This is a genomic window from Trichlorobacter thiogenes (assembly GCF_900167465.1).
Classification (GTDB): domain Bacteria; phylum Desulfobacterota; class Desulfuromonadia; order Geobacterales; family Pseudopelobacteraceae; genus Trichlorobacter; species Trichlorobacter thiogenes.
The window spans coordinates 303,652-326,412 of the sequence record NZ_FUWR01000001.1 but is presented as its reverse complement, the minus strand read 5'-3'; the positions used below and the strand labels follow the sequence as shown (position 1 = coordinate 326,412).

Genomic DNA, 22,761 nt, shown 5'->3' with positions numbered 1-22,761 from the left:
TCCCGCATATTGGTCTCTTTATGAGAACAACACTTGATCCTGTGGATTGCCTGCTGGCGGCCACTTCTCTGCAGGAGAAACAAACCCTACTTACCTTTGATAAAGCGCTGCTAAAGGTGGCGGTAAAAGGAACGTTACCGTGAACGGACCGGGGGCGCAGCGGCAAGCGAAGCGTAGCCCGTCTGCCACCACCTAGCTAAACACCCTACTTAGTTGCCTCAAGTTTGTCGTCGTTTTGTGTAATCCATAGTTCAAGATCTTCAAAAGCATCAGGCCATTCTTCGTTGTACTCGCTGTAAAATACAGTTGTGCAAAGTTCAATATTTTGGATGTGGCTCTTGCTGTACAACGCCTTCCATCTGTTTGAAAATGTTGTGATATAGTTTTTTCTATCAACAACTGAATAGCCAATGCATGTTCCCTCGTAGTTCGGATGTGCGCTTTCTGAAAGTGAAGCGTAGAGATCTTTGAGGCCTGGGTATCGCGCATCACATTTCTCAATAACTGTGACAATATTAATTGCCTTATGCATAGTCGAACTATCCCGAGACCCAAGCAGTAATATGGAGGTTTTCTCCGAAAACTCATGAAAATCTAGCTTTCCTGATAGAACCTTCCGCGTAAGTTGATTTATGTAGATCAACACCGAAACAGTTTCAAATGCTGACCTTAGGAGGATTCGTGCACCAAGAAGGTGATTCGTGTCATAAAGCAGCAAAGACTGTTCAAGAAGGTCTTGTGTACGCCATGCAACAATTTCCCTAAGCGTCAGGCTTCGAAATGGCGCTTTCCATTTGTGTGCAATAGCATTGCGAGAGTAGAGACCTCCGACGTCGACAGATCCGCAAAGAGAAGACTTCCATTCAGCTAAATTTTTGTCAATTGGTCTCATAGTCGTTTAACTCATTATTGACCGGTTCACGCGCGTGCGTGTGAACCGGTGATCTTCCCAAACAGGATGTGACCGGGATGCAGGTCACAATCGCAACAACCGATAGATTGCCTTCATATCCAGACTCCCCCGCACGCAGTCAGCCAGCCGATCCAGCGCTGGTTCCAGATCATAACAGGCCCGGATCAACCCATCTGTCTGCCAGCCTTTACGACCCCGCAGCCGATCCAGCAGCCAGCGCCGGAACGGATCAGCATCAAAGATCCCATGCAGGTAACTGCCCCAAACTATACCGCTGCTACTGCCTACCCCAAGCAACCTACCATCCTGCCCGGTGATCAGTGGTTCAACCCCTTCTGCAGTGGTGATGCCGTGGTGGATCTCATAGCCGGAAAGCATGCAGCCGGAAGGAAGATGGCGACAACGGGTCTGCAGGGTGGTCTTTTCTTCAGCCATAACCGTGTTTATCGCCAGCAGACCCAGCCCCTGCTGTTCCCCGGCCCCGGATTCAATGGCGTAGGGATCGCTGATCCCGTTACCCAGCAGCTGGAAACCGCCGCAGATGCCGATGATCTCAGTCTGTCCAGCCTGTGCCAGATTAAGGATGCCTACTGCCAAGCCGGTCTGCTGCAGCCAGGCCAGGTCAGCCAGGGTATTTTTACTGCCGGGGATGATCAGGGCGTCGGGCTGGCCAAGCTCTGCCAGTGTGCGCACGATTCGCAGGCCCACATCCGGCTCAAGCCCCAGCGGGTCAAGGTCGGTAAAGTTAGAGATATGGGGCAGATCCAGCACGGCAATATCAACCAGTTGTGTATCTTTTGCCCCAATCGGTAACAGCCCCTGTTTAAAGGAGACCGAATCCTCCTCCGGCAAGCCAAGGTTCCGCAGGTAGGGAATTGTGCCCAGCACCGGCTTACCGGTGTGGAAGCGGGTGTACTCAAGGGCATCCCCCAGCAGGCTTGCATCGCCCCGGAAGCGGTTGATCACAAAACCGGCCACCATGGCCCGTTCTGCCTCGTTCAAGACCTCCATGGTTCCCACAAAGGAGGCGAAGACGCCGCCCCGGTCAATATCTCCCACCAGCAGCACCGGGGCATTGGCATACTGCGCCATCCTCATGTTGACGATATCATTGGCCTTCAGGTTGACCTCGGCCGGACTGCCTGCCCCTTCCAGCACCATCAGTTGATGCTCTGCGGACAGCTCATCGTAGCAGCGTTGTACAGTCTTGAAGATCTCAGCCCGTTGCTCTGCATAACCTTTAAAATGGGTGGTTCCCACTGCCTTGCCGCAGAGGATCACCTGGGAGCCGGTCTCGCTGTTGGGCTTGAGCAGCACCGGATTCATCCGCACATCCGGCTCAAGCCGACAGGCCTGGGCCTGCAGCACCTGGGCCCGCCCCATCTCGCCCCCCTGGCGGGTCACAAAGGAGTTAAGCGACATGTTCTGGGCCTTGAATGGCGCCACGTCATGGCCATCCTGCCTCAGAATCCTGCAAAGCGCCGTGGTCAGGATGCTCTTGCCGGCATTGGAGCCAGTGCCCTGAAACATGATCGCCGGGTTTTTCGGCTTTATTACCGCTACTTTTGCCGGATCAAGCACAGATCGCAGCAGATGAACAAGCCGTTGCTGTTCCGCTTCAGTCCGCACGGCCACACGGAAGTAACGCTGATCAAGGCCGCTGAAATTACTGCAGACCCGCAGGGCGATCCCCTGCTGCAGGGCTTGATCGGCAAGCTGTTGTGCATGTAGGGACGCATGATCCAGCAGCAGCAGCAGGAAGTTAGCCTCACCGGGATAGACCGTCAGGCCGGGCAGGGAGGACAGCAGAGCCACCAGCGACTCACGTTGTTGGATGACAAAGCTGCGGGTCCGCTGCAGGTAATCCATATCCTGCACAGCCCGCGTCCCGACTGCCTGGGCCAGGCTGTTAACGGTCCAGTTGGGCAGATAGTTTTTAAGCTGCTGGATATGCCCGGTTGCGCCGGTCAGGTAGCCCAGACGCAGACCGGGAATGGCGTACAGTTTAGTCAACGAAGTCAGGATCAGGACATTTTCAGGACGATTCTGCTGCAGGCTCTGGCTGCCGTCGGTAAAGCCGATGAACGATTCATCCACCACAAACAGGGTGCCTGGATGTTCCTGCGCAATCCGGCGCAGGGCTTCAGCATTAAAGGTACGACCAGTGGGATTATTGGGCTGGCCCAGCAGCACCAGCTGGGCTGGCTTCAAGAACGGTACAAGGCAGGTTGGATCAAGTACAAAACCGGTATCAGGGGAGAGTGGCAGTTGCTCAATGCTCAGGCCGGAAAGCCGGGCCGGTTCCTCATAATCCGCATAGCTGGGCACTGGTAACAGCAGTGAGGAACAGCCCAGCGCCCGGGGCAGCAGGTGCAGCAGTTCAGTGGCGCCATTACCCACCAGGATCTGGTCAGCCGGTATCTGGTGCAGGGCAGCTATCGCCTCAACCAGTTCGGTTGCATCCGGGTCAGGATAATGGATCAGATCACTGATCCGGCTTTCAATCAGCGGCCGCAACCAGTCCGGCGGCCCCAGCGGGTTGATATTAGCTGAAAAATCAAGCAGTTCAGTTTGGGGAATACCTGACAGGGTGCTCAGACAGCGCAGATTGCCGCCATGGCTATGTCGTACCGGTTGTTGGTTCTGGTTGGTCATGTCAGGCCAGGATGGGCAAACAGATTATACTGATGATGCGGCGAGTTGTTTTTTCAGGTTATAGACAACACCTGCATTTGCCAGGGCGATGGTTGCATAGCGAGAAAGCATGGTGAGAAATTCCAGGTGGTCATTATGAAACGGTTCCCCACTGACACCACCGGAGATGGTTAAAACCCCGGCGACCCTATCCTGCACACGCAGCGGCACCGAAAGCACGCTGGGACCGGCCAGCATGGCGCCGTCAGGGTCTTCCTCCCTGACGCAATCCACAAACCCCTCGTCAGTGATATCACAGATAATCAACGGCTTACCCTCTTCAACAACCTTACCGGAAATCCCCTTGCCCAAGGCCAGGCTATAGTATTGTGAATAGAGGGGGTCCAGACCGGTAGCCACCTTTGCCTGCAAGGTCGTGCCTGACTTGTCCAGCAGCAGCAGGTAGCCACGATGCGCCCGCAAATGCTCGGTAACCAGCTCCACCAGCTTTTTCATGATCTCCGGCACGCTGAAGGTTGACATAAGCGCCGCGCTGATCTGGTTGGCAGACTTCATCATCTCCAGCGTTTCCTGCAAACCATTGTTTTTTCTGGTTAGTTCTCCAAGCAGATGCGCTCTTTTACGCAATTGCTCCTTTTTTTCAAGGGCCTTTTCAATCACATTATACAGCACACTCTCATCATCCAGCGGCATGACAATATAGTCATAGACCCCCAGACGCAGTGCCTTGATGATGTTGTAACTTGAGTCATTGGAGGTAAGGACAATAACATCGATCTCCGGCTTGTGGCGCTTAAGCACCTTCATCATATTGAAACAGCTCATGCCGGAAAGCATCAGGCCGGTCAGCACCAGATCAAAATCCTGCTCATTGAAAAGCGGAATCGCCTCTTCAGCCGATGAGGTGGCAGACACCAGATATCCCTGAGCCTCAAGGATATCAACAATAACGCTGCCGTTTGCCAGTGAATCGTCAACAACAAGGATATTTGCCGGTAATGCCATGGGTAAGCTCCAAACGTTTTTGCAAATTAATGCTGGATAGTACGGTATGAAGTGTGAAAAAACAACCGCAACCTTTTGAGTAAATTCTTGACAGCCAACTGGTTTCTTGGCATCTGTTACTGACATTTCTACACCGAATGGAAGCGAGGAAGAGCAAAAGCTACTACCACATATTCTGTCAAAACAGACAGAAGTTAAATACATGGATCACGGTGCCCATACGGGCTTGATAGGGAAGAGGGGTGTACCCCTGATTTCAGATCAAGGATGATAGCAAGGCGGCGAGGAATTCGACGACGCAGGCGTACACGCAGTACGTCGAGGAGTCGAAGACGAGCCAACGAAGCTTGCGCCTTGATATGGAATCAGGATGAATCCCCCGCGGACCCGCCGCTGTAAGCGAGGACAAAGGGCAATAACGTCACTGATCATTTGATTGGGAAGACGCCCGGAGGATGAATCGCAAGCCAGAAGACCTACCGATGATCTTAGCACTCAATTGAACCCTCTGGTAAAGGGTGAGTGCGCCTTGATGAGCCAGACTTTAAATACGATAAGTCCGCCTGCGTGGTATGCGCAAGCGGACTTTTTTTATGCATGATTTCAGACAGATGGAGTTTAGGAAGAGGGGTTAAATGCCCCCGCTGCCCCGCAGCCGTAAAGGGAACGAACGTCCAACCCAACCCAGTTCCGGGGAGGGTACAGCCACTGGGATATTATCCTGGGAAGGTGGACAAGTAGGTAGCCCTGAGCCGGAAGACCGCTCCATCTGTACATTAACCCGAGGGGGGAACGTAATGAAGAAGAACAGGCAACAATGTGCCGTAGTGATGGCATTGGTCGTGGCGGTGTGCGGATCAGCGCAGGCGGAAACCGCTCCAGGTGAGGCAAGGCTGGAACAGGTTGTCGTGACGGCAACCAGAACCGAACAGGATCTGGCAACCGCACCGGGCAGCATCTCTGTTGTAACAAAGGAGGAAATGGAAAAACGGACTATCACAACAGTGGACGAGGCGATTAATACCATTCCCGGCGTTATGACAACCCGGGGCAAGGGGATGATGGACCGGATGTCAGCCATTACCCTGCGCGGCATTCCGGGGCAGTCCCGCACGCTGGTGATGCTGGACGGCATTACCATCAACAGTCCTTACGCCGGATCGGTGGTGTCCGTAGGTGTTTCGCCCGGCAGCCTTGAACGGATTGAAGTGGTTAAAGGTCCGGCCTCCAGTCTCTACGGCGGCTATGCCATGGGGGGGGTGGTCAACATGATCACCCGAATGCCTGAAAAGCAGGAACTAACCCTGACTGGCGGTTACGGTTTTGCCCTGGACAGCCCCAACGGCATGCAAAATACCAGGCGGGTTGCCGCCTCCTACGGTGACAAGTATCTGGGAAGAATCAAACTCTACCTGCATAACGACTATCTGGCCACCGACGGCTACCGCAGTGACAGCAACGTACAAAGCAGCAAGCCGACTGCCGGTATCACCGGCTGGGAGCCGACCACTGATTATACCGGCGCAACCCGCTATCGGCTGGGAGACAAAGGCAAAAACGGTGCCTGGCAGGACAACCTGACCGCCAAGGCAGAGCTCGAACTACCTTCCAATACGAAGCTCAAGCTATCTTTTATGAAGTCAACCGGCGAATATTCCTATGATAATCCGGCCACCTACCTGCGCAACAGCAGCGGCGCTGAAGTCTGGAGCTACGGCACAGTACGGGAGGCATCCTTTCTGGGGGGGAATGGCGGCAGTGATCAGCACCTGTACGGATTTGGCGCTGAAACAGAACTGGCAACGGTCAAGTACAAGCTGAACCTGGGTTATCTTGATCAGATGAGCAGTTGGGGAACCACCCCCACCTCGGCTGCGCCGCCCAACGGCGGTACCCGCAACGGCGGGCCGGGCAAGCTGTCCGACACCCCGGCAGCCGCCTTTAACGCCGATATTCAGGCTTCAATACCAATTCTGGATAAGCATCTGCTGACCGTGGGTGGTGCCTACCGCAGCGGCTGGTCCCATTCCAGAGAACACAATCTCTCTAACTGGCAGGATGAAAACTCCAAAGGAGCCCTGAGCTACGAATCAAAGGGAACCGACCGCACCTTTGCTCTCTTTGCGGAGGGTGAAATAGCACTGCTGGATAAGCTGACCCTGTTTGCCGGGTTTCGGCAGGACTGGTGGGAGACCTTCGACGGCTACGCCAATCAGGTCGGCAGCGTCGGCTATCCCCAAACCTACGATTCCCGTAGCGCCGATGCCTTCAGCCCCAAAGGCGCGCTGGTCTACAGACCGTTTGACACAACCACGTTCAAACTATCCGGCGGCAAGGCATTTCGTGCGCCCACGGTGTATGATCTCTACCGCACCTGGACCACCTCCAGCGGCACCACCTACGCCGGAAACCCCAACCTGAAACCGGAAACCGTCATCTCCTGGGATGCAAGTGTCAGCCAGCGGCTCTGGCAAGGTTCAAAATTTACCGCCACCTATTTTGAGAACTACATCAGCGACCTGATCTACAGCACCTCAACCACCCCCACCTGGAAAGACAAGGCCAACGCGGGCAAGGCCGAAAGCAGGGGGGTAGAGCTGGAGGCAGAACAGAAATTTGACTCACTGTTGCGGTTGTTTGCCAACTACACCTACACCGATGCGACCATCAGGGAAAACAGTGCGGTTCCCGCAACCGTAGGCAAACGGGTAACCGATGTACCGGAACATATGTTCAATCTGGGGGCTGATCTGGATTACGGCAGTTTTGGAGCAACGGCAACCGGTCGCTATGTGGGTAAGCGCTATTCCAGCGACACCAACACCGACACCGTCAACGGCGTACAGGGCAGCTATGACCCCTATTTTACCGTGGACTTGAAGTTGCGTTACAAGATTACCGCCTGGGCAACCGCCTCGCTGTCTGTCACCAATCTGTTTGACGAGCATTACTACTCTTCCTCCTTGGCACCGGGCCGTTCCTGTTACGCAGAACTGGGCTTCAAGTTTTGAAAGGAAGCGTTATGGATCTGAATATCGCGCTCTGGGTCGGTGGCACCCTGTTCAGTCTGGGAATCTTTGCCGTCAAGACCGGCGCCGGACTGGGATATGGTCAGGTCAGCCGCAAAGGAATCGCACTGACTCTGGGGCTGTATCTGCTGCTGTTTGAGTTGATTGCCCTGCTGGCCGAGCGGTTGCTGAAGCTGCTTGAACCGCTGCTCAAGGGCGGTCCCTGGCTGCATGGGGTTATGGCGCTGGGGATGATCCTCTGGGGCGGCTGGCTGGTACGCAAGCCAGGAACAGCATGCACCCCCGGTTCTTCTCTGGCATTACTGATCCCCTGCCCGGTCTGCCTGACCGCCATGACCTTTTCCACCTGGACGGCCCTGCACAGCCTGCCGCTGCTGCCCTGGGCCGTGGGGGTGGTGTTGGGCATCTCCTTTACCGTCATGACCCTGCTGGTGATGCTGCTTACACAGTCCGGGAAAAGCGAGGGAAGCATCCCGGCCCTGGGGCTGGCCATGATCACCATCGGACTGTACTTCATCGCCTCACTGTTTCTTCCGGCCAAGGTTGAACAGGCCAAGGGGATGTACGGCTCATTTCTGAAGGAGTTGCAACCGGCAGCAGCAGGCGGGAACAACAGCCAGACGCTGCTGCTGGTGATACTGCTGGCTGCGGCGCTGCTGGCAGGTTTTTTTATGCGCAAAGGAGATACCAAATGAACATTCTGGCCGGTCTTGAGACCTTTTTATATCTGATTTCATCGGTGTTGCTGTTTCCCGTAGTGGCCGGACTGGTGCTGCTGGTGGCTTGGGTTGCCATCTTTTCCGGCGGTTTTTTAAGGGAATGGATTGAGCGCCGTCGTGACACCTCAATCCCCCTTGAACGCTTCCAGAAACAGTTGACTGCAACGCTGGAAGAAGCCGGAGCAGCGCCGGATCTTGATCTGCAGGCAGAACGGCTGCTGCAGACCGCAGAGCTGGCCCAGATCAAATCTCTGGATAAAATCCGTTTTGTAATCCGGGTCGGACCGGCGCTGGGCCTGATGGGAACCCTGATCCCGATGGGAATCTCCCTTTCATCGCTGGCCCAGGGTGACATGCCCAAGATGGCAGGCAGCATGGTTACCGCCTTTACCACCGTGGTGGTCGGTCTGGGCTGCAGCGTGCTGGCCTACCTGATGTCGCTGGTAAAGGAAAAATGGGTGCGGGCCGACCTGCGGGAGATGGAGTTTTTTACCGAGAAGATGCTGCGGCAACGGCTGGGCGGCCCCAGCGAACCGGTGCAGGAGGAGCGTAGCGATGCGCTATCTTAAACGCCGCAACCGCTTTGAAAAATACGACGAACCGCTGGAAGACCCGATCTCCGGCGTTGCCAACCTGTTTGACGTCAGCGTGGTCTTTATCGTCAGCATGATGATCGCCCTGTTCATGGCCTACAACATGCTGGACCTGATGGACCCGAAGTCAGAGGTAACCATCACCAAGAAGGCTGCCGACGGCAGGATTGAGGTAATCAGCAAAAAGGGCAAGGAGATCAAGGTCCGTAAGGTTACCGACAAGCGGCTTTCCGGCGAGGGTGAACGGCTGGGCACTGCCTATCAACTTAAAGACGGGAAGGTGATCTATGTTCCGGAATAATTTCGATTCCATTTCAAGGCACTCTCTTCGTTGGCTCGTCGTTGGCTCCTCAACGTACTTCGTGTACGCCTGCGTCGCCAAATTCCTCGCCGCCTTGAGATCATCCTTGAGCTGGAATCGAAGCAATGCGTGGCTGATTCTGGCAACCATGTTGATAATGCTTGTGTTTCCATTTTCCTCCAACAGCGCAGCCCCAGCCGGGACAACGGCCCAGGTCCGTCTGATCCTGGGAGATTACAACAGCAGTCTGGCAGTTAAAACCGTGCAGGCCATCAGGGAGCGCCACCCCGAGCTGACCGGCAGGGTGCGATTTGAGGTGCTGACCAAGGGGGATGCCGCAGCGCTCCCGGCGTTACAGCCTGGAGGCAAAGGGTTCAGTGTCGTCCATATCATGGATCGCCGTGGTCTGGAGCCGTTCAAGGCATCCCTGCAGGCCATGATGCGACAGGGGATGAAGGTCTACGCCGTGGGTGGCATGTACGGCAAGGATGACCAGGAACTTGGTCTGCAAAACGACCGGACCGTTGCTGCCTATCAGCAGCAGGGGGGACTGGAAAACTGCGTCAACATGGTGCTGTATCTGCTGCAGCGGGATTGCGGTATAGCCGTAAAGGCAGCGCCGCCTGCTCAGGTTCCCCAGTTCGGTATCTATCTGAAAGACGGCCACCGGACCGTCACCGGTTTTGCAGAGTATCAGCGCCTGTACCGCAGCAGGCCCGGCCCCTGGGTCGGCATCCCCTTCTTTAAAAACCTGGTGGATAACGGCGAAACTGCGCTGTTGGACAGCCTGATTGATGCGCTGGAAAAACAGGGCCTTAATGTGCTGCCGGTCTTTGGCTATCCATCGGAAAAATCTGTAGAGCAATTTTTCTTTGACGAAAACGGCAAGTCCAGGGTGCAGGTGGTGGTGGGGATTGCCTTAAAGGTTGGCATCACACCCCAACGGGCCGTGCCGATCCTGACCCGGCTTGGTGTGCCGGTGATTGATGCCATCAGCCTGCATTCCCAGTCACAGGAGGAATGGGAAAAATCGCCGGTGGGTCTGGATATCTTTGAACGCAGCTCTTCCATCGGTTTGCCGGAGCTGGCCGGTATTATCCAGCCCACCGTGGTGGCCAGCAAGGAGCGGGTAAAGGACAAGGCCAGCGGCATGGAGTATGTCGAGACCCGCCCGATACCGGAACGGATCGAACGGCTGACCCAGCGGGTCAAACGCTGGCTGGCCCTGCAGCAGAAGCAGAACCGCGACAAGCATATCGCCCTGATCTACTACAACTACCCGCCGGGCAAGCAGAATATCGGGGCCGCCTACCTGAATGTCATGCCGGAAAGCCTGTATGAACTCCTGAACCGCTTAAAGATCGAAGGGTACGATGCTGGCGCCAGATCTGTTTCCAAAGAGCAGCTTTTTGATGAGGTCCATGCCTATGGCCGGAACATCGGCAACTGGGCCCCGGCGGAGATCGACCGGCTGGCCCGTAGCGGCCATGCCGTACTGCTGCCGGTCCAGGTCTACAAAAGCTGGTTCATGGAACTGCCAGACAGATTCCGCAAATCAGTGGTCAAGGACTGGGGGGAGCCGGACAAGGCGCAGATCATGACCTGGAGCGACCAGAAGGGGAATAAATTTCTGGTGCTGCCCGGTGTCCGCTACGGCAATATCCTTTTCACCCCCCAGCCGTCACGGGGGTGGGAGCAGGATATCAAGAAGCTGTACCACGATATCCATATCGCCCCGCACCATCAGTATATCGCCTTCCACCTCTGGCTGAAACGGGGCTTCAAGGCCGATGCCGTGGCCCATATCGGCACCCACGGCACCCATGAGTGGCTCTCCGGCAAGGAGGTGGGATTTACCCGCGAAGACCCGCCGGAACTGCTGATTCAGGATCTGCCCAACATCTACCCCTACATCGTGGATGACGTGGGAGAAGGGCTGCAGGCCAAACGGCGCGGCATGGCAACGGTTATTGACTACATGACACCTCCCCTGGACAAGTCAGGGATGAATCGTGAGGCAAAGCAGCTTGCGGCATTAATCAGCGACTACAACGCCGCCCGCGAGAAGTCACTGCAGCTTGCAGCGGCAAAGCTGGAGGATATCAACGCATTGGCCCGCAAGACCGGGATGCTGACCGATCTGAAACTGACCGGCATCAGCACCCCTGAGCAGGTGGAAGAGCTGGACGACTACCTGAGGGAGATCGGCGAAAAGATCTCGCCGTTCGGTCTGCACACCTTTGGCAGATCTCCGGAAGCAGGCTACCGCCGCAGTACGGCAGAGGCGGTGGTTGCCATTGAGAAAAACCTTGCCCCTGCCGAGCGGGAAAAACGGATAGCTGCCATGGAGCAGGCCATTGAGGCAAGCGGCAAGCGGGAACTTGATTCATTTGTGGCTGCCCTGGCAGGGCGCTATATCCCTTCCGGTAGTGGCAATGACCCGATCAGGAACCCGGATTCGCTCCCCACCGGCAAGAATTTTTACTCCTTTGACCCTGCCTTTGTCCCCTCACCCGGCACCTACAACACCGGGAAAAAGCTGGCACAGGAGTTGATTGAGGGCTACCGCAAACGTCACGGCGTCTACCCGGACAAACTGACCTTCAACATCTGGGCAACGGAGACCATCCGCCATGAAGGGGTGATGGAATCGCAGATCATGTACCTGATGGGGGTGCGCCCCAAGTGGGATGAGCGGGGACGGGTGCAGGGGGTGGAACTGATTCCCCGTAGCGAACTGGGACGGGGACGGATTGACGTTACCATGGTCCCCTCAGGTCTCTATCGCGACCTGTTTCCCAACCTGATGGATCTGCTGGACAAGGCGGTCAGTACGGCACGGGATCAGCAGGAAGAGGATAACCTGATCCGCCGCAATGTTGAGAAGACCAGAAAGATGCTGCTGGAAAAAGGGGTGCCGGAGGACAAGGCGCAGCGGCTGGCCTCGGTTCGCATCTTTACCGAACCGTCCGGGGCCTACGGCACCAATCTGGACAAGGTGATTGTAGCCTCCAACACCTGGGATAACGAAAAACAGGTGATTGATGTCTACTTTATGAGGATGAGCCACCTCTACGGCCAGGGGTTCTGGGGGGACAGCGCCGAGCATGGCGGCAGGAAACTGGGGGAAACCCTGCTGAAGAACGCCCTGTCCGGCAGCAAGATTGCCATTCACAGCCGTTCTTCCAATGTCATTGCCACCCTGGATAATGACGACTTCTTCCAGTACCTGGGGGGAACCGCCATGGCGATCCGGGCCGTGGACGGCAAAAGCCCGGAGGTCTATGTCACCAACATGACCAACCCGAAGAAGCCGGTTCAGGAGACCCTTGAAAAGATGATGGGACGGGAGATGCGTTCCCGCTACTTAAACCCGGAGTGGATCAAGGCGATGATGAAGGAGGGGTACGCAGGGGCGCGGTTTGTGGACAAGGTGACCGAGCACCTCTGGGGCTGGCAGGTAACCGTGCCGGAGGCGGTTGATGCCGCCAAATGGCAGGAGATGCATGAAACCTGGGTAGTTGACCGCAACGGCCTGGGCATCAAGGATATGTTCCGCAAATCAAAGAACATGTGGGCCTACCAGTCGGTGGTGGCCCGGATGCTGGAGACGGTGCGCAAACAGTACTGGAAACCGGACAGCCAAGTGGTTGAAAAGCTGGCCGAAGAATACGCAAAAACGGTTCAGGAAGTGGGGCTGGCCTGCTGCGACCACACCTGCAACAACCCGCAACTGACTGAATTTGCCACTGCCACCCTGCTTTCCGTGCCGGGGTTGAAGCCGCTGGTACCCGGCTTTAAACAGGCTCTGCAGGATATGAAACAGCCTGATGCAGGCAAAAGCGGACAAAAGGCGCAACAGTCCGCAGCGCAGACAACCGCACAACCATCAAAACAGGGGGCAAACGGTGCAGCGCCGGACGGCAGCGGCAAGGCGGCAAAGGGTAAACAGGTGGAAGGGTTTGAGATGAAAGAAACCGGCGGGCAACAGAGCGGCGCTGCCTCGGCCCCGATCCCCTGGCTGTTTATGCTGGGGTTTGCAGGGGTGGTCGGGTTGGTTGGCTGGGGATTCAGGAGACGGTAGAGGTGCTCCGATGATCAAATGGACCGGTCTCTCTCTGGCGCTGCACCTGAGCGCTGTCGGCCTATTGATTGCCGCCGGTCCACACCTGCAGCAGCCAAAGCCGGTTATGATCGACCTGACTCTGGCCCCCTCGCTACGGCCCGGGATGGTCACCGCTGCACCGAAAGCCGCGCCTGCAGCCGGTGCCGGGCTGCCGAAGCCGGCTCCGCCCCCAAAGAAGGCCGCACCGGTTCCCATGCCTCAACAGAAGCCGCTTCCTGCACCAGCTCCGCAGCAGAGCAGCGCTGTAGCGCAGGAAAGGACAGCAGCACCGCAAAGCGCCGCGGCGCCGCAGTCACGTCAACCGGCAGCCGCACAGACCGGTGCTCATGGGGGCACCTCGCCATCCACAGGGGAATCGGCAGGTAAAAAAACGGTAGCAGCGTCGTCGCCCCCCTCAGGTGGTGGGGGAGCGGTAACAGAGGCAAAGGCGCAGCAACGCTATATCAACGCGCATTTCACCTATATTCGCGACCTGATCATACAACATCTTGCCTATCCCCAGCTTGCACGCCGCAGGGGCTGGAGCGGCAGAGTCGTTTTGGCATTTGTAGTGGCTGAAGACGGCAGCGTCCGCTCAATCCATGTCAAAGAGAGCAGCGGCCATACGCTGCTGGACAATAGCGCCGTAGAAACAGTTAAGAGTGTGGCCCCTTTTCCGAAACCGCCGGTTGCCGCCGAGATCACCATGCCGGTGGTCTTCCGGCTCTATTAAATCCACCAGGAGATCTGATGAACTACAAAATACTGCTAACCCACGCATTGACCGTTGTACCGCTAATTTCAGGGGCTGTTTATGCAGAGACAAAGCAGCCGGCCCCTTCTGCCTACAGCATGGGCGAGGTGGTGGTTACCGCTGACCGGCTGGAAGAGTATATCAAAAACTATCCGCAGGATGTCAACAGCGTCAGCCGAACCGAGATCGTCAAACGGAACCACTCAAACGTGGAAGAAATACTAAAAACCATGCCCGGTGTAGAGGTGTATCCCACTTCAGGCATGGGTTCCCGGATCTCCATCAGGGGTTCCGGAAAATCCAGCGGCGTTCTGCTACTGCTGAACGGCAGGCCGCTGAACAGCAACCAGTCAGGCAGCATGGATCTGAACAGCATTCCGGTTGACATCATTGAATCAGTAACGGTTTTCAAGCCACCGGTGCCGGTCTGGCTGGGACCGGGTGGCAGTGATGGCGCCATCAACATTGTGACCAGGGAAATCAAGGCAGCAGGCAAGGGCGAAGCGTTGTCCAGCAGTGTCAAGGCAGCAGGAGGATCCTACGGACTTATACAGACCGGCGCCAGCCAGACGCTGAAGCTGGGTGACGGCAGCCTGTTGTTGTCAGGCTCCTTCAACCATCGCGACGGCAAGCGGCAAAATAGCGACAGAAACGACGGGAATGTCAGTGCAAACTGGGGCAGAACAGCCAAAGACGGCACTAAATACGAGCTCAACGGGCGCTACTATCAGGCAGAATACGGTATTCCCGGCCCAACTGACAACGTAACGCCTGACGCCCGGCAGCAGTACCGCAAAGGTTCATTGGACGGACGGATAAGCGGTGCCATACAGGAAACCGGCTCCTACACCCTGAACAGCTACAGTGATCTGCTCAACCTGAAGGACCGGTCTCAGCAGGGCTATACCGCCACCCTTGATGATCGAAAGGTCGGTCTGAAACTGGACACCAGTTGGCTTGACGACGCTGAAAAGTGGGAGTTACGGATCGGCGGCATGTCGGAATTCGACAACTTCGAACACACCCTTGCCGGTCGGCACGACCGGTTCAGAAACGGCCTGAATGCCCAGTTTGACAAACGGTTTGGCGATTTCACCGCAACCGTCGGCGCCCGTGGTGATGTTACCAATGACTTCGGCTTCAATCCCGGAGGGTCACTGGGCCTGGGGTGGGGCATACGCAAAAACTGGCAGATAAAGGCAAGAGTCGGCTATGTAACCAACGTCCCTACCTTTGAACAACTGTATCAGAGCACCCACGGTTCCATTGACCAGAGCCGGGGCAACCCCGATCTGAAGGTGGAAAAAGTGCTGACCTCCGACCTGTCTATTGAGTACAAACCAGCCAAAGAATCACAGCTTCAGGCCACCCTGTTCCGGGTTGACACCTGGGATCTGATCACTTCCCGCCGTGGCACTGATCTGATCTACCGTCCGATCAACATCTCCGGCGCAGAACGGCAGGGGATCGAGCTGAGCGCCAAATATAGCTGGATGGCAGGACTCAGCAGTGACCTGTCGTTTGTCTATCAACAATCAAAGGACAAAGATCTTGGTACAAAGCTGCCCTACACGCCGGATCTGAAACTGAAGACAACGATACAGTATACCGTGCCGACCTTGAAAACCCGTTTGGAGGCTACCGTACGGTACGAAGGCGCACGCTACAGCCAGGTTGAGAACCTGCCTGCACAAAAGTTGGATGAATACGTGACGGCAGACCTCAGGATCACGCAACCGGTTGCTTTCAAGAACGCCAAGGCCGATATCTACGTCAAGGTTGACAACCTGTTTAATGCAGCCTATCAGAGCCATCTCGGCTATCCGGATGATGGCATCCGCGCTTTAGGCGGCGTTCAGGTGAGGTTTTAGAGAACCAACACAATACGTTGTCTTTTATTGACAGGATGGATGATTGAAGAGTATCTCACCTGTGTAGTTGTACGTAGCAATAACAACTGAATATCGGATCATGGTGCCCATACGGGCTTGATAGGGAAGAGGGGTGCAACTCCCCCGCGGACCCGCCGCCGTAAGCGACGACAAAAGACACAATGCCACTGGCAGCAATAATGCCGGGAAGGCGTCTGGAGGATGACTCGCAAGCCGGAATACCTGCCTGATCTTAGCGCTCAAAGGTTCCCCGTGGTCTGGGAAGAGTGAAACGTTATCATCAGGCTTTGAATACGGAAAGCCCGTCTGTTGCTTTGGCACAGGCGGGCTTTTTTTGTTGCCGCGACAAGGAGAAGGAAATGTCGGAGATTGGCATGAACAGCTACAATATCGGCGCAAAAATAAGGAGACTCCGTCATGCCAGACAGTTGACCCTTCAGGCAGTAGCAGGTGAAACCGGCTTTTCTCCGGCTTTGATCTCACAGATAGAAAACAACAATGTATCGCCTCCCATTGCGACACTCACAAAGATTGCAAGGTTTTTTAATATTAAAATGGCGGATCTTTTTGATGAAGAACATGAGCAGCGCTTTGAGCTGGTTCGTGCCGATCAGCGTCGGCCTGTTTGTCTGGAAGAGGCCGTTCATGCCCGTTCATATGCGTTGTCGCCTCAGAAGCAGCACAAAAAGATGGAGCCCTGTATGGTCTCAAATTCAGGGGAGCAGGTGGCTGGCGATTCACACAGCCACGCAGGGGACGAGTTTATCTTTGTTGTCAAAGGGAGCGCAGAGCTGACCTTTGATGAACGCACGATACGGCTGGAGGCCGGAGACAGCATCTATTTCGATGCCACCGTCAACCACCAGTTGTCGCTTGCAAATCAGGATGAGACCATCCTGCTCAAGGTGGTCGGTCGTTAGCCGGAGGTTGATTATACCGCTGAAGGAGGTGTTGCAGGCCCGGCGTGATATGGCGGGCAAGAAAACAAGATCTGTTGGCAAAGAGGAATGAACAGGAAACGGAAGACGGTGAAAATCCGTCGCGGACGCGCCGCTGTAACCAGAGCAGTTCCCTGCCGTTGCCACTGTTTCGCATGAAGCGGGAAGGCAGCGGCTCCACGGGTCTGGGAGCCAGAAGACGTCCTGTTCATAGGTATGTTGTTTGGTCTCGCGTTTAGACAAAGAAAGGATGATTGTGATGGAGACACACGTATTGGGATTTCCGCGGATAGGCACTAACCGCGAACTGAAGAAGGCACTTGAAAGCTATTGGAAAGGCACCAGTAAAAAAGAGGATCTGTTTGCCTGCGAAAATGCGCTGAAGGAACGGCATTGGTGGTTCCAGCGGGATCAGGGACTGTCAATGGTAACCGTCGGTGATTTTTCATTCTATGACCAGATGCTGGATACCACCTGCCTGTTGGGCATGATCCCGCAACGGTTTCAAACGGTTACGGACGAACTGGAGCTTGACCGCTATTTCCGTATGGCGCGGGGGGATGCCGCTGCCAATATCCCGGCCATGGAGATGACCAAATGGTTTGACAGCAACTATCACTACCTGGTGCCGGAGTTCACCCCCGGCATGACCATACGCCGTTCCTCGGACAAACTGGTTCGAGATACGGTACATGCCCTGTCCCGTGAATTTCGCGCCAAGCCGGTTCTGATCGGCCCACTGACCTACATCAGCCTGGGGATGGAGTACAGCGGGGTTGACCGCTGGCAGTATCTGGATGCCATTGTCGATGTCTACTGCTCGGTGTTGGCCGAGTTGGCACCTTATTGCATCTGGATTCAGATTGACGAGCCGATCCTCTGCACCGACCTGCCGCAGCAGGTGCGTGAGCTGTTTGCACCGGTCTATCGCAAGCTGAAGCAGGCGGCAGGCAACGCAAAACTGCTGCTGGCAACCTATTTCGGTTCCCTTGACGAAAACCTGACCACAGCGCTGGAAACCGGCTGCGACGGCCTGCACCTTGATCTGGTGCGGGGCCGCAGACAGCTTGATCAGGTACTTGATCTGTTGCCGGCAACCACCATTCTGTCTGCCGGGCTGGTGGACGGCAGGAATATCTGGAAAAACAACCTGCGTCAATCCAAAGAGGTGATCGAACAACTGACCAGCCGGATCGGCAGCGACCGGATTATGGTAGCCTCAAGCTGCTCGCTGCTGCATGTGCCGGTTGACCTGTTGCAAGAACGTCGTCTTGCGCCCGGGATCAAGGACCGGATGGCCTTTGCGGTACAGAAATGCCGTGAAGTTGCCGTCCTGGCAGCAATTGCCGAGGGTGAACATGAACCGCTGCTGCGGGAAAACGACCAGTTATTTTCCGAACAGTGCAACGATACCGGTATCCTGCGCCGGGAGGTTCGTGAACGTGCGGCTGCGGTCAACGAATCAATGTTGACCCGGACAAGCCCGTATCCGGTGCGTAAACAACGCCAGGATGCCTGGCTGCAACTGCCGCTGCTGCCGACCACCACCATCGGGTCGTTTCCCCAGACCACGACCATCCGCTCCATCCGTAACAGCTATCATAAAGGCACCCTGGCTGAAGCGGCCTATCGTTCCTTCATTCAGTCAGAGATCCGCTCCGCAGTTGAACAACAGGAACGGCTCGGCCTGGATGTATTGGTGCATGGCGAGTCTGAACGCAATGATATGGTTGAGTATTTCGGGCAACAGCTTGATGGCTTCTGCTTCATGGAAAACGGCTGGGTGCAGAGTTACGGCAGCCGCTGCGTCAAGCCGCCGGTGATCTATGGCGACGTTGCCCGGCCGGCCCCGATGACCGTGGACTGGATCAGCTACACCCAGTCCTTGACCGCAAAACCGGTGAAAGGGATGCTGACCGGCCCGGTTACCATCCTGAACTGGAGCTTTGTGCGTAACGATCTGCCCCGTGCCGAGGTCTGCAAACAGATCGCCCTGGCTATCCGTGATGAGGTTGCCGATCTTGAAAAGGCCGGGATCGGCATCATTCAGGTTGATGAGGCTGCCCTGCGGGAAGGGATGCCGCTCCGCCAAAAGGATGCTGAACGCTATCTGCGCTGGGCGGTTGACTGCTTCCGTCTGACCGTTGGCGGCGCAGCCGACAGTACCCAGATTCACACCCATATGTGCTACAGTAAATTTAACGCCATCATGCCCTGGATCATTGAGATGGATGCCGATGTGATCAGCATTGAAGCCAGCCGCAGCAAGATGGAGCTGCTGAGCGCTTTTCGCCAGTATCACTATCCCAACGAAATTGGTCCGGGCATCTACGACATCCACAGTCCCCGCGTGCCGGAGGAGGAAGAGCTCGTGGCGCTTATCCGTCTGGCGTTGCAGGTCATCCCGCCGGAGCGGCTCTGGATCAACCCGGATTGTGGCCTGAAGACCCGCCAGTGGCCGGAAACTCTAGCCTCGTTACGGAATCTGGTCACGGCAGCCCATCAGATCCGGCTGGAACTGACCGCCGGAGCATCATCAGGAACGTTCCCGGCTGTTGCACCACCGGCAACAGGACAGACAATAACGGCAGTTGGAGCCGACATCTGACATACCGGCCGGGTTGCGGTTCGCCGTAGCCCGGCAATTTTATTGATCTGAAGGCACCCTTTGATTTGTATGATGCGATCATCGGTCCGTACCACATTTAATAGGCATTTCAACCTTTGCAGGAGTATGGTGAATGAGTAACACCTTGACATGATGCAAGTATTCAATTAGGAAGGTACCTCGTCATATTCTGCCGTTGTTAGACAGAAGCATAATAAAAAAATCACGGTGCCCATACGGGCTTGATAGGGAAGAGGGGTGTATTTCCGTACGGAAGGAATCCCCCGCGGACCCGCCGCTGTAAGCGAGGACAAAGGGCAATAACGTCACTGATCATTTGATTGGGAAGGCGCCCGGAGGATGAATCGCAAGCCAGAAGACCTGCCGATGATTATAAGCACTCAATTGAACCCTCTGGTAAAGGGTGAGTGAAACTATTAATCCGACTTTAAATACGATAAGTCCGCATCTGCCATTGCAGTTGCGGACTTTTTTTGTGCAGAAATTTAAAACAGATGGGGTCGAGGAAGAGGGGTTAAATGCCCCCGCTGCCCCGCAGCCGTAAAGGGAACGAAAGCCCGTCACCGCAAAGTGAAACAACCACTGGGAGCACTCCTGGGAAGGTGGGTAAGTAGGCAGCCTTGAGCCGGAAGACCGCTTCATCTGAATAACCCGAGGGAGGTAGGATGTATGATGAAAAGCAGAAAATGTACGCAAAGGCTGGTACGAGGCTTACTGGCGGGATGTCTGCTGGCAGGGGCTATTCCGGCTCTGGCAGGCCCACCACTTGCCACTGATGACGCCGGTACCGTTGATGTCGGCAAGGTTGAAATTGAGCTGAACGGCTCCTATGGCTATGACAAACATACTTCTGACGGTTCCACGACCAAGACCAATACCGTGGATGGAGAGGTCAAGATTACCACCGGCTTGTACAAAGATCTGGGTGTCTCTCTGGCCATTCCCTATCTGTTCAACGAACGCAGCAACGTGGACGGAACTATTTCTAATGCCGATGGATTCGGTGACATGACACTGGAAGTAAAATACAAGTTTGCAGAACTGGGCGGTATCAACCTGGCTATCAAACCCAGTGTCATCATGCCAACCGGCAAATACAGCGCCGGTCTGTCGGAGGGCCGTTGGCAGTATGGCAGCACCCTGATTGCCACCAAGGAGTTTGAGGATGGCAAATATGCCCTGCATGCTAACCTGGGCTATGAGTATCACCATTACCGTGAAGATGACGGCTCGCAACGCAGAAATCTCTGGTCAGGTTCCATCGCCGGTGAGGCTGAAGTTGCCAAAGGACTCTTTGCAGTGGCTGATTTCGGCCTTGCCACTAACCCGGATAAGGCATCGAGTGAACTACCGGTCTATGCCCTCACCGGTCTGCGTTACCAAATCAATGACCATCTGGATGCTGATGCCGGTATCAAGTTCGGTCTGACCAAACCTGAAACCGATGTGACTGCGGTGTACGGTCTCGTACTGAAGTTTTAACCCGAAAGGAGTCTGCTATGCATATCATGGAAGGTTTTCTACCGGCCAAACATGCCGTGGCCTGGAGCGCAGCTTCGGCCCCGTTCGTTGCCTACGGCATTTACAGCATTAAAAAAAGGGTTGCCGAACACCCGGAACAGCGGATGTTGCTGGGGGTGGCCACCGCCTTTACCTTTGTACTTTCAGCATTAAAAATCCCGTCAGTTACCGGCAGTTGTTCCCATCCAACCGGTACCGGATTTGGTGCGCTCCTGTTCGGCCCGGCAGCAATGGCCCCCTTGGGTGCGATAGTGCTGCTGTTTCAAGCGATCCTGCTGGCCCATGGGGGCCTGACAACACTGGGGGCCAACATCTTTTCCATGGCAATTGTTGGCCCCTTTGCGGCTTACGGCATTTTTCGCATGGCCCAGGCGATTAAACTCCCTTTTGGGCTTTCAGTCTTTCTGGCTGCTGCCCTGGGCGATCTGTTGACCTACGTTACCACCTCGCTGCAACTGGCATTGGCCTTTCCTGATCCGGTTGGCGGTTTTACCGCTTCCCTTGCCAAGTTTGCCGGTATCTTTGCCCTGACCCAGATCCCGCTGGCAGCCAGCGAGGGTTTTTTGACCGTGCTGGTGTTCAACGCCCTGGCCCGCTACAACGCCCGTGAGCTGCAATCGATGAATCTGCCGATCCCCCAGGAGGTGAAGGCATGAAACCGTATCAAAATATATCTCTGATCATTGCCGTTATTGTACTGGCACTGATTCCGCTTGTTACGGTTCAGCGCCCCGAACCAGGACCGGACGGGAAAAAGGTTGAAATTTTTGCCGGTGCCGATGGGCAGGCAGAGGATCTGATCAAACAGATTGTCCCTGACTACAAGCCCTGGTTTGAGCCTTTTTTTGAGCCGCCCAGCGGCGAAATAGAATCACTGCTGTTTGCACTGCAGGCAGCACTGGGGGCCGGATTTATCGGCTATTATCTAGGGAGCGCAGCAACCAGGAGTAGATTGCAGAAGGAACTGAACCGCCCCCGTGTTGATTGATCAATCTGCATACAATAACCGTTGGCGGCAGGTTTCTCCTGCCGCCAAGGCGGTTTTCTGCCTCTGCGGCATCAGTGCCGCTTTTCTGGCCGGGCGGCCCGGAATGTCAGGAACCGTGGCGTTTGTCATTGCCCTGATCACCATCATCGGAGCCGGTATCCCGGTCAGCCGGTATCTGCGTGCCATTGCCCCTGCCCTGCTCTTCCTGGGGCTCAGTACCCTGACCCTGCTGGTGTCATTTGACAGCTCCGGCATCACGTTTACCGGCGCCGGTCGTGATCAGGCGGCTCAACTCTGCGGCAGAGCCGCCGCTTCGGTTACCGCATTGCTGTTTGTTGCGTTGACCACCCCCATGACCGAGATACTTTCATTACTGCGTAAACTGAAACTACCTGACCTGCTCCTGGACATGGCGGTGATCGGCTACCGGATGCTGTTTGTTTTTTCGGATGCCGTGCAGCAGATACGGACTGCCCAGTCAGCCCGCCTGGGCTATGCCAACTATCGCCATTCCCTGCGCGCCCTGGGGCAACTGGTCGCCGCCGTTACCTTGCAGGTCTGGCAACGGGCCGCCGCCCTTGATCTGGCGGCCAGCGCACGCTGCAATGATGGCAGCTTGCGCTTTCTTACGCCTGTCTACGGTCATGCGAGGCGCGATCTGGCTGTTTCGCTCTGTGCCGGTGCAGGCCTGATCATGATTGCCCTTTTACCGGTATGAC

Annotated in this window: 17 protein-coding genes and 6 riboswitches; of the genes, 14 read left to right on the top strand and 3 right to left on the bottom strand. The window is 55.7% G+C overall.

Going from position 1 to position 22,761, the window contains the following annotated elements; all coding sequences use genetic code 11:
* Positions 1-8: 8 nt before the first annotated feature.
* On the top strand, positions 9-143 hold the full coding sequence (locus B5D39_RS17425) for a PIN domain-containing protein (protein ID WP_425274623.1): 135 nt from the start codon (positions 9-11) through the stop codon (positions 141-143).
* 62 nt (positions 144-205) lie between these two features.
* Here B5D39_RS17425 and B5D39_RS01530 read toward each other — a convergent pair whose 3' ends face one another.
* From B5D39_RS01530 to B5D39_RS01520, 3 genes are all read right to left on the bottom strand, one after another.
* Positions 206-892 (bottom strand): hypothetical protein, encoded by a 687-nt coding sequence (locus B5D39_RS01530; protein WP_078788618.1) that lies wholly within the window; start codon positions 890-892, stop codon positions 206-208.
* A gap of 84 nt (positions 893-976) precedes the next feature.
* Entirely contained in the window at positions 977-3,568 is a 2,592-nt protein-coding gene (locus B5D39_RS01525; protein ID WP_078788617.1) for a cobyric acid synthase, read from the bottom strand.
* Positions 3,569-3,592: 24 nt separating this feature from the next.
* On the bottom strand, positions 3,593-4,573 hold the full coding sequence (locus tag B5D39_RS01520; protein ID WP_161947402.1) for a response regulator: 981 nt from the start codon (positions 4,571-4,573) through the stop codon (positions 3,593-3,595).
* A gap of 193 nt (positions 4,574-4,766) precedes the next feature.
* Positions 4,767-5,072: riboswitch (cobalamin riboswitch) on the top strand.
* Between the two features lie 98 nt (positions 5,073-5,170).
* Positions 5,171-5,355, top strand: a riboswitch (cobalamin riboswitch).
* A 15-nt stretch (positions 5,356-5,370) separates the two neighbouring features.
* Here B5D39_RS01520 and B5D39_RS01515 point away from each other — a divergent pair.
* From B5D39_RS01515 to cbiQ, 13 genes are all read left to right on the top strand, one after another.
* Positions 5,371-7,584, top strand: coding sequence for a TonB-dependent receptor (locus B5D39_RS01515; RefSeq protein WP_078788615.1), 2,214 nt, complete (start codon positions 5,371-5,373; stop codon positions 7,582-7,584).
* A gap of 11 nt (positions 7,585-7,595) precedes the next feature.
* Entirely contained in the window at positions 7,596-8,297 is a 702-nt protein-coding gene (locus tag B5D39_RS01510) for a DUF2162 domain-containing protein (RefSeq protein ID WP_078788614.1), read from the top strand.
* Complete coding sequence (locus tag B5D39_RS01505) at positions 8,294-8,890, top strand: MotA/TolQ/ExbB proton channel family protein (RefSeq protein ID WP_078788613.1); 597 nt, start codon at positions 8,294-8,296, stop codon at positions 8,888-8,890. Before B5D39_RS01510 ends, B5D39_RS01505 begins: the two co-directional genes overlap by 4 nt.
* Positions 8,877-9,215 (top strand): DUF2149 domain-containing protein, encoded by a 339-nt coding sequence (locus B5D39_RS01500; protein WP_078788612.1) that lies wholly within the window; start codon positions 8,877-8,879, stop codon positions 9,213-9,215. Before B5D39_RS01505 ends, B5D39_RS01500 begins: the two co-directional genes overlap by 14 nt.
* Before the next feature lie 157 nt (positions 9,216-9,372).
* Complete coding sequence (locus B5D39_RS01495) at positions 9,373-13,299, top strand: cobaltochelatase subunit CobN (protein ID WP_244161323.1); 3,927 nt, start codon at positions 9,373-9,375, stop codon at positions 13,297-13,299.
* A gap of 10 nt (positions 13,300-13,309) precedes the next feature.
* The gene (locus tag B5D39_RS01490) at positions 13,310-14,053 is read left to right on the top strand and encodes an energy transducer TonB (RefSeq protein ID WP_078788610.1); all 744 of its coding nucleotides are present in this window, start codon (positions 13,310-13,312) and stop codon (positions 14,051-14,053) included.
* A 17-nt stretch (positions 14,054-14,070) separates the two neighbouring features.
* Positions 14,071-15,945: a TonB-dependent receptor plug domain-containing protein gene (locus B5D39_RS01485; RefSeq protein WP_078788609.1), complete on the top strand. Its 1,875-nt coding sequence runs from the start codon at positions 14,071-14,073 to the stop codon at positions 15,943-15,945.
* 83 nt (positions 15,946-16,028) lie between these two features.
* Positions 16,029-16,210, top strand: a riboswitch (cobalamin riboswitch).
* 115 nt (positions 16,211-16,325) lie between these two features.
* Positions 16,326-16,886, top strand: a complete 561-nt coding sequence (locus tag B5D39_RS01480; RefSeq protein WP_341865405.1) for a helix-turn-helix domain-containing protein — start codon at positions 16,326-16,328, stop codon at positions 16,884-16,886.
* A gap of 50 nt (positions 16,887-16,936) precedes the next feature.
* A riboswitch (cobalamin riboswitch) is annotated at positions 16,937-17,125 on the top strand.
* Positions 17,126-17,163: 38 nt separating this feature from the next.
* A complete protein-coding gene (metE, locus tag B5D39_RS01475; protein ID WP_078788608.1) occupies positions 17,164-19,512 on the top strand; it encodes a 5-methyltetrahydropteroyltriglutamate--homocysteine S-methyltransferase in 2,349 nt (782 codons plus the stop codon).
* A 209-nt stretch (positions 19,513-19,721) separates the two neighbouring features.
* A riboswitch (cobalamin riboswitch) is annotated at positions 19,722-19,915 on the top strand.
* Positions 19,916-20,013: 98 nt separating this feature from the next.
* Positions 20,014-20,188: riboswitch (cobalamin riboswitch) on the top strand.
* A gap of 14 nt (positions 20,189-20,202) precedes the next feature.
* The gene (locus tag B5D39_RS01470) at positions 20,203-21,015 is read left to right on the top strand and encodes a transporter (RefSeq protein ID WP_244161322.1); all 813 of its coding nucleotides are present in this window, start codon (positions 20,203-20,205) and stop codon (positions 21,013-21,015) included.
* A 17-nt stretch (positions 21,016-21,032) separates the two neighbouring features.
* Positions 21,033-21,710, top strand: a complete 678-nt coding sequence (locus B5D39_RS01465; RefSeq protein WP_078788607.1) for an energy-coupling factor ABC transporter permease — start codon at positions 21,033-21,035, stop codon at positions 21,708-21,710.
* A complete protein-coding gene (locus B5D39_RS01460; RefSeq protein ID WP_078788606.1) occupies positions 21,707-22,042 on the top strand; it encodes an energy-coupling factor ABC transporter substrate-binding protein in 336 nt (111 codons plus the stop codon). Before B5D39_RS01465 ends, B5D39_RS01460 begins: the two co-directional genes overlap by 4 nt.
* Positions 22,032-22,760 carry a cobalt ECF transporter T component CbiQ gene (gene cbiQ / locus B5D39_RS01455; RefSeq protein WP_078788605.1) on the top strand — a complete coding sequence of 243 codons (729 nt, stop codon included), beginning with the start codon at positions 22,032-22,034 and terminating at the stop codon, positions 22,758-22,760. Before B5D39_RS01460 ends, cbiQ begins: the two co-directional genes overlap by 11 nt.
* Position 22,761: the final 1 nt, after the last annotated feature.

What these genes read in the sequence shown, in the direction of transcription:
- B5D39_RS01510 (WP_078788614.1), top strand. Translation starts at nt 7,596, where the DNA reads ATGGATCTGAATATCGCGCTCTGGGTCGGTGGCACCCTGTTCAGTCTG.
- B5D39_RS01520 (WP_161947402.1), bottom strand. Translation starts at nt 4,573, where the DNA reads ATGGCATTACCGGCAAATATCCTTGTTGTTGACGATTCACTGGCAAAC.
- B5D39_RS01505 (WP_078788613.1), top strand. Translation starts at nt 8,294, where the DNA reads ATGAACATTCTGGCCGGTCTTGAGACCTTTTTATATCTGATTTCATCG.
- B5D39_RS01500 (WP_078788612.1), top strand. Translation starts at nt 8,877, where the DNA reads ATGCGCTATCTTAAACGCCGCAACCGCTTTGAAAAATACGACGAACCG.
- B5D39_RS01465 (WP_078788607.1), top strand. Translation starts at nt 21,033, where the DNA reads ATGCATATCATGGAAGGTTTTCTACCGGCCAAACATGCCGTGGCCTGG.
- B5D39_RS01480 (WP_341865405.1), top strand. Translation starts at nt 16,326, where the DNA reads ATGTCGGAGATTGGCATGAACAGCTACAATATCGGCGCAAAAATAAGG.
- B5D39_RS01470 (WP_244161322.1), top strand. Translation starts at nt 20,203, where the DNA reads ATGATGAAAAGCAGAAAATGTACGCAAAGGCTGGTACGAGGCTTACTG.
- B5D39_RS01530 (WP_078788618.1), bottom strand. Translation starts at nt 892, where the DNA reads ATGAGACCAATTGACAAAAATTTAGCTGAATGGAAGTCTTCTCTTTGC.
- B5D39_RS01490 (WP_078788610.1), top strand. Translation starts at nt 13,310, where the DNA reads ATGATCAAATGGACCGGTCTCTCTCTGGCGCTGCACCTGAGCGCTGTC.
- B5D39_RS01525 (WP_078788617.1), bottom strand. Translation starts at nt 3,568, where the DNA reads ATGACCAACCAGAACCAACAACCGGTACGACATAGCCATGGCGGCAAT.
- B5D39_RS01485 (WP_078788609.1), top strand. Translation starts at nt 14,071, where the DNA reads ATGAACTACAAAATACTGCTAACCCACGCATTGACCGTTGTACCGCTA.
- metE (WP_078788608.1), top strand. Translation starts at nt 17,164, where the DNA reads ATGGAGACACACGTATTGGGATTTCCGCGGATAGGCACTAACCGCGAA.
- B5D39_RS01460 (WP_078788606.1), top strand. Translation starts at nt 21,707, where the DNA reads ATGAAACCGTATCAAAATATATCTCTGATCATTGCCGTTATTGTACTG.
- B5D39_RS01515 (WP_078788615.1), top strand. Translation starts at nt 5,371, where the DNA reads ATGAAGAAGAACAGGCAACAATGTGCCGTAGTGATGGCATTGGTCGTG.
- B5D39_RS01495 (WP_244161323.1), top strand. Translation starts at nt 9,373, where the DNA reads ATGCTTGTGTTTCCATTTTCCTCCAACAGCGCAGCCCCAGCCGGGACA.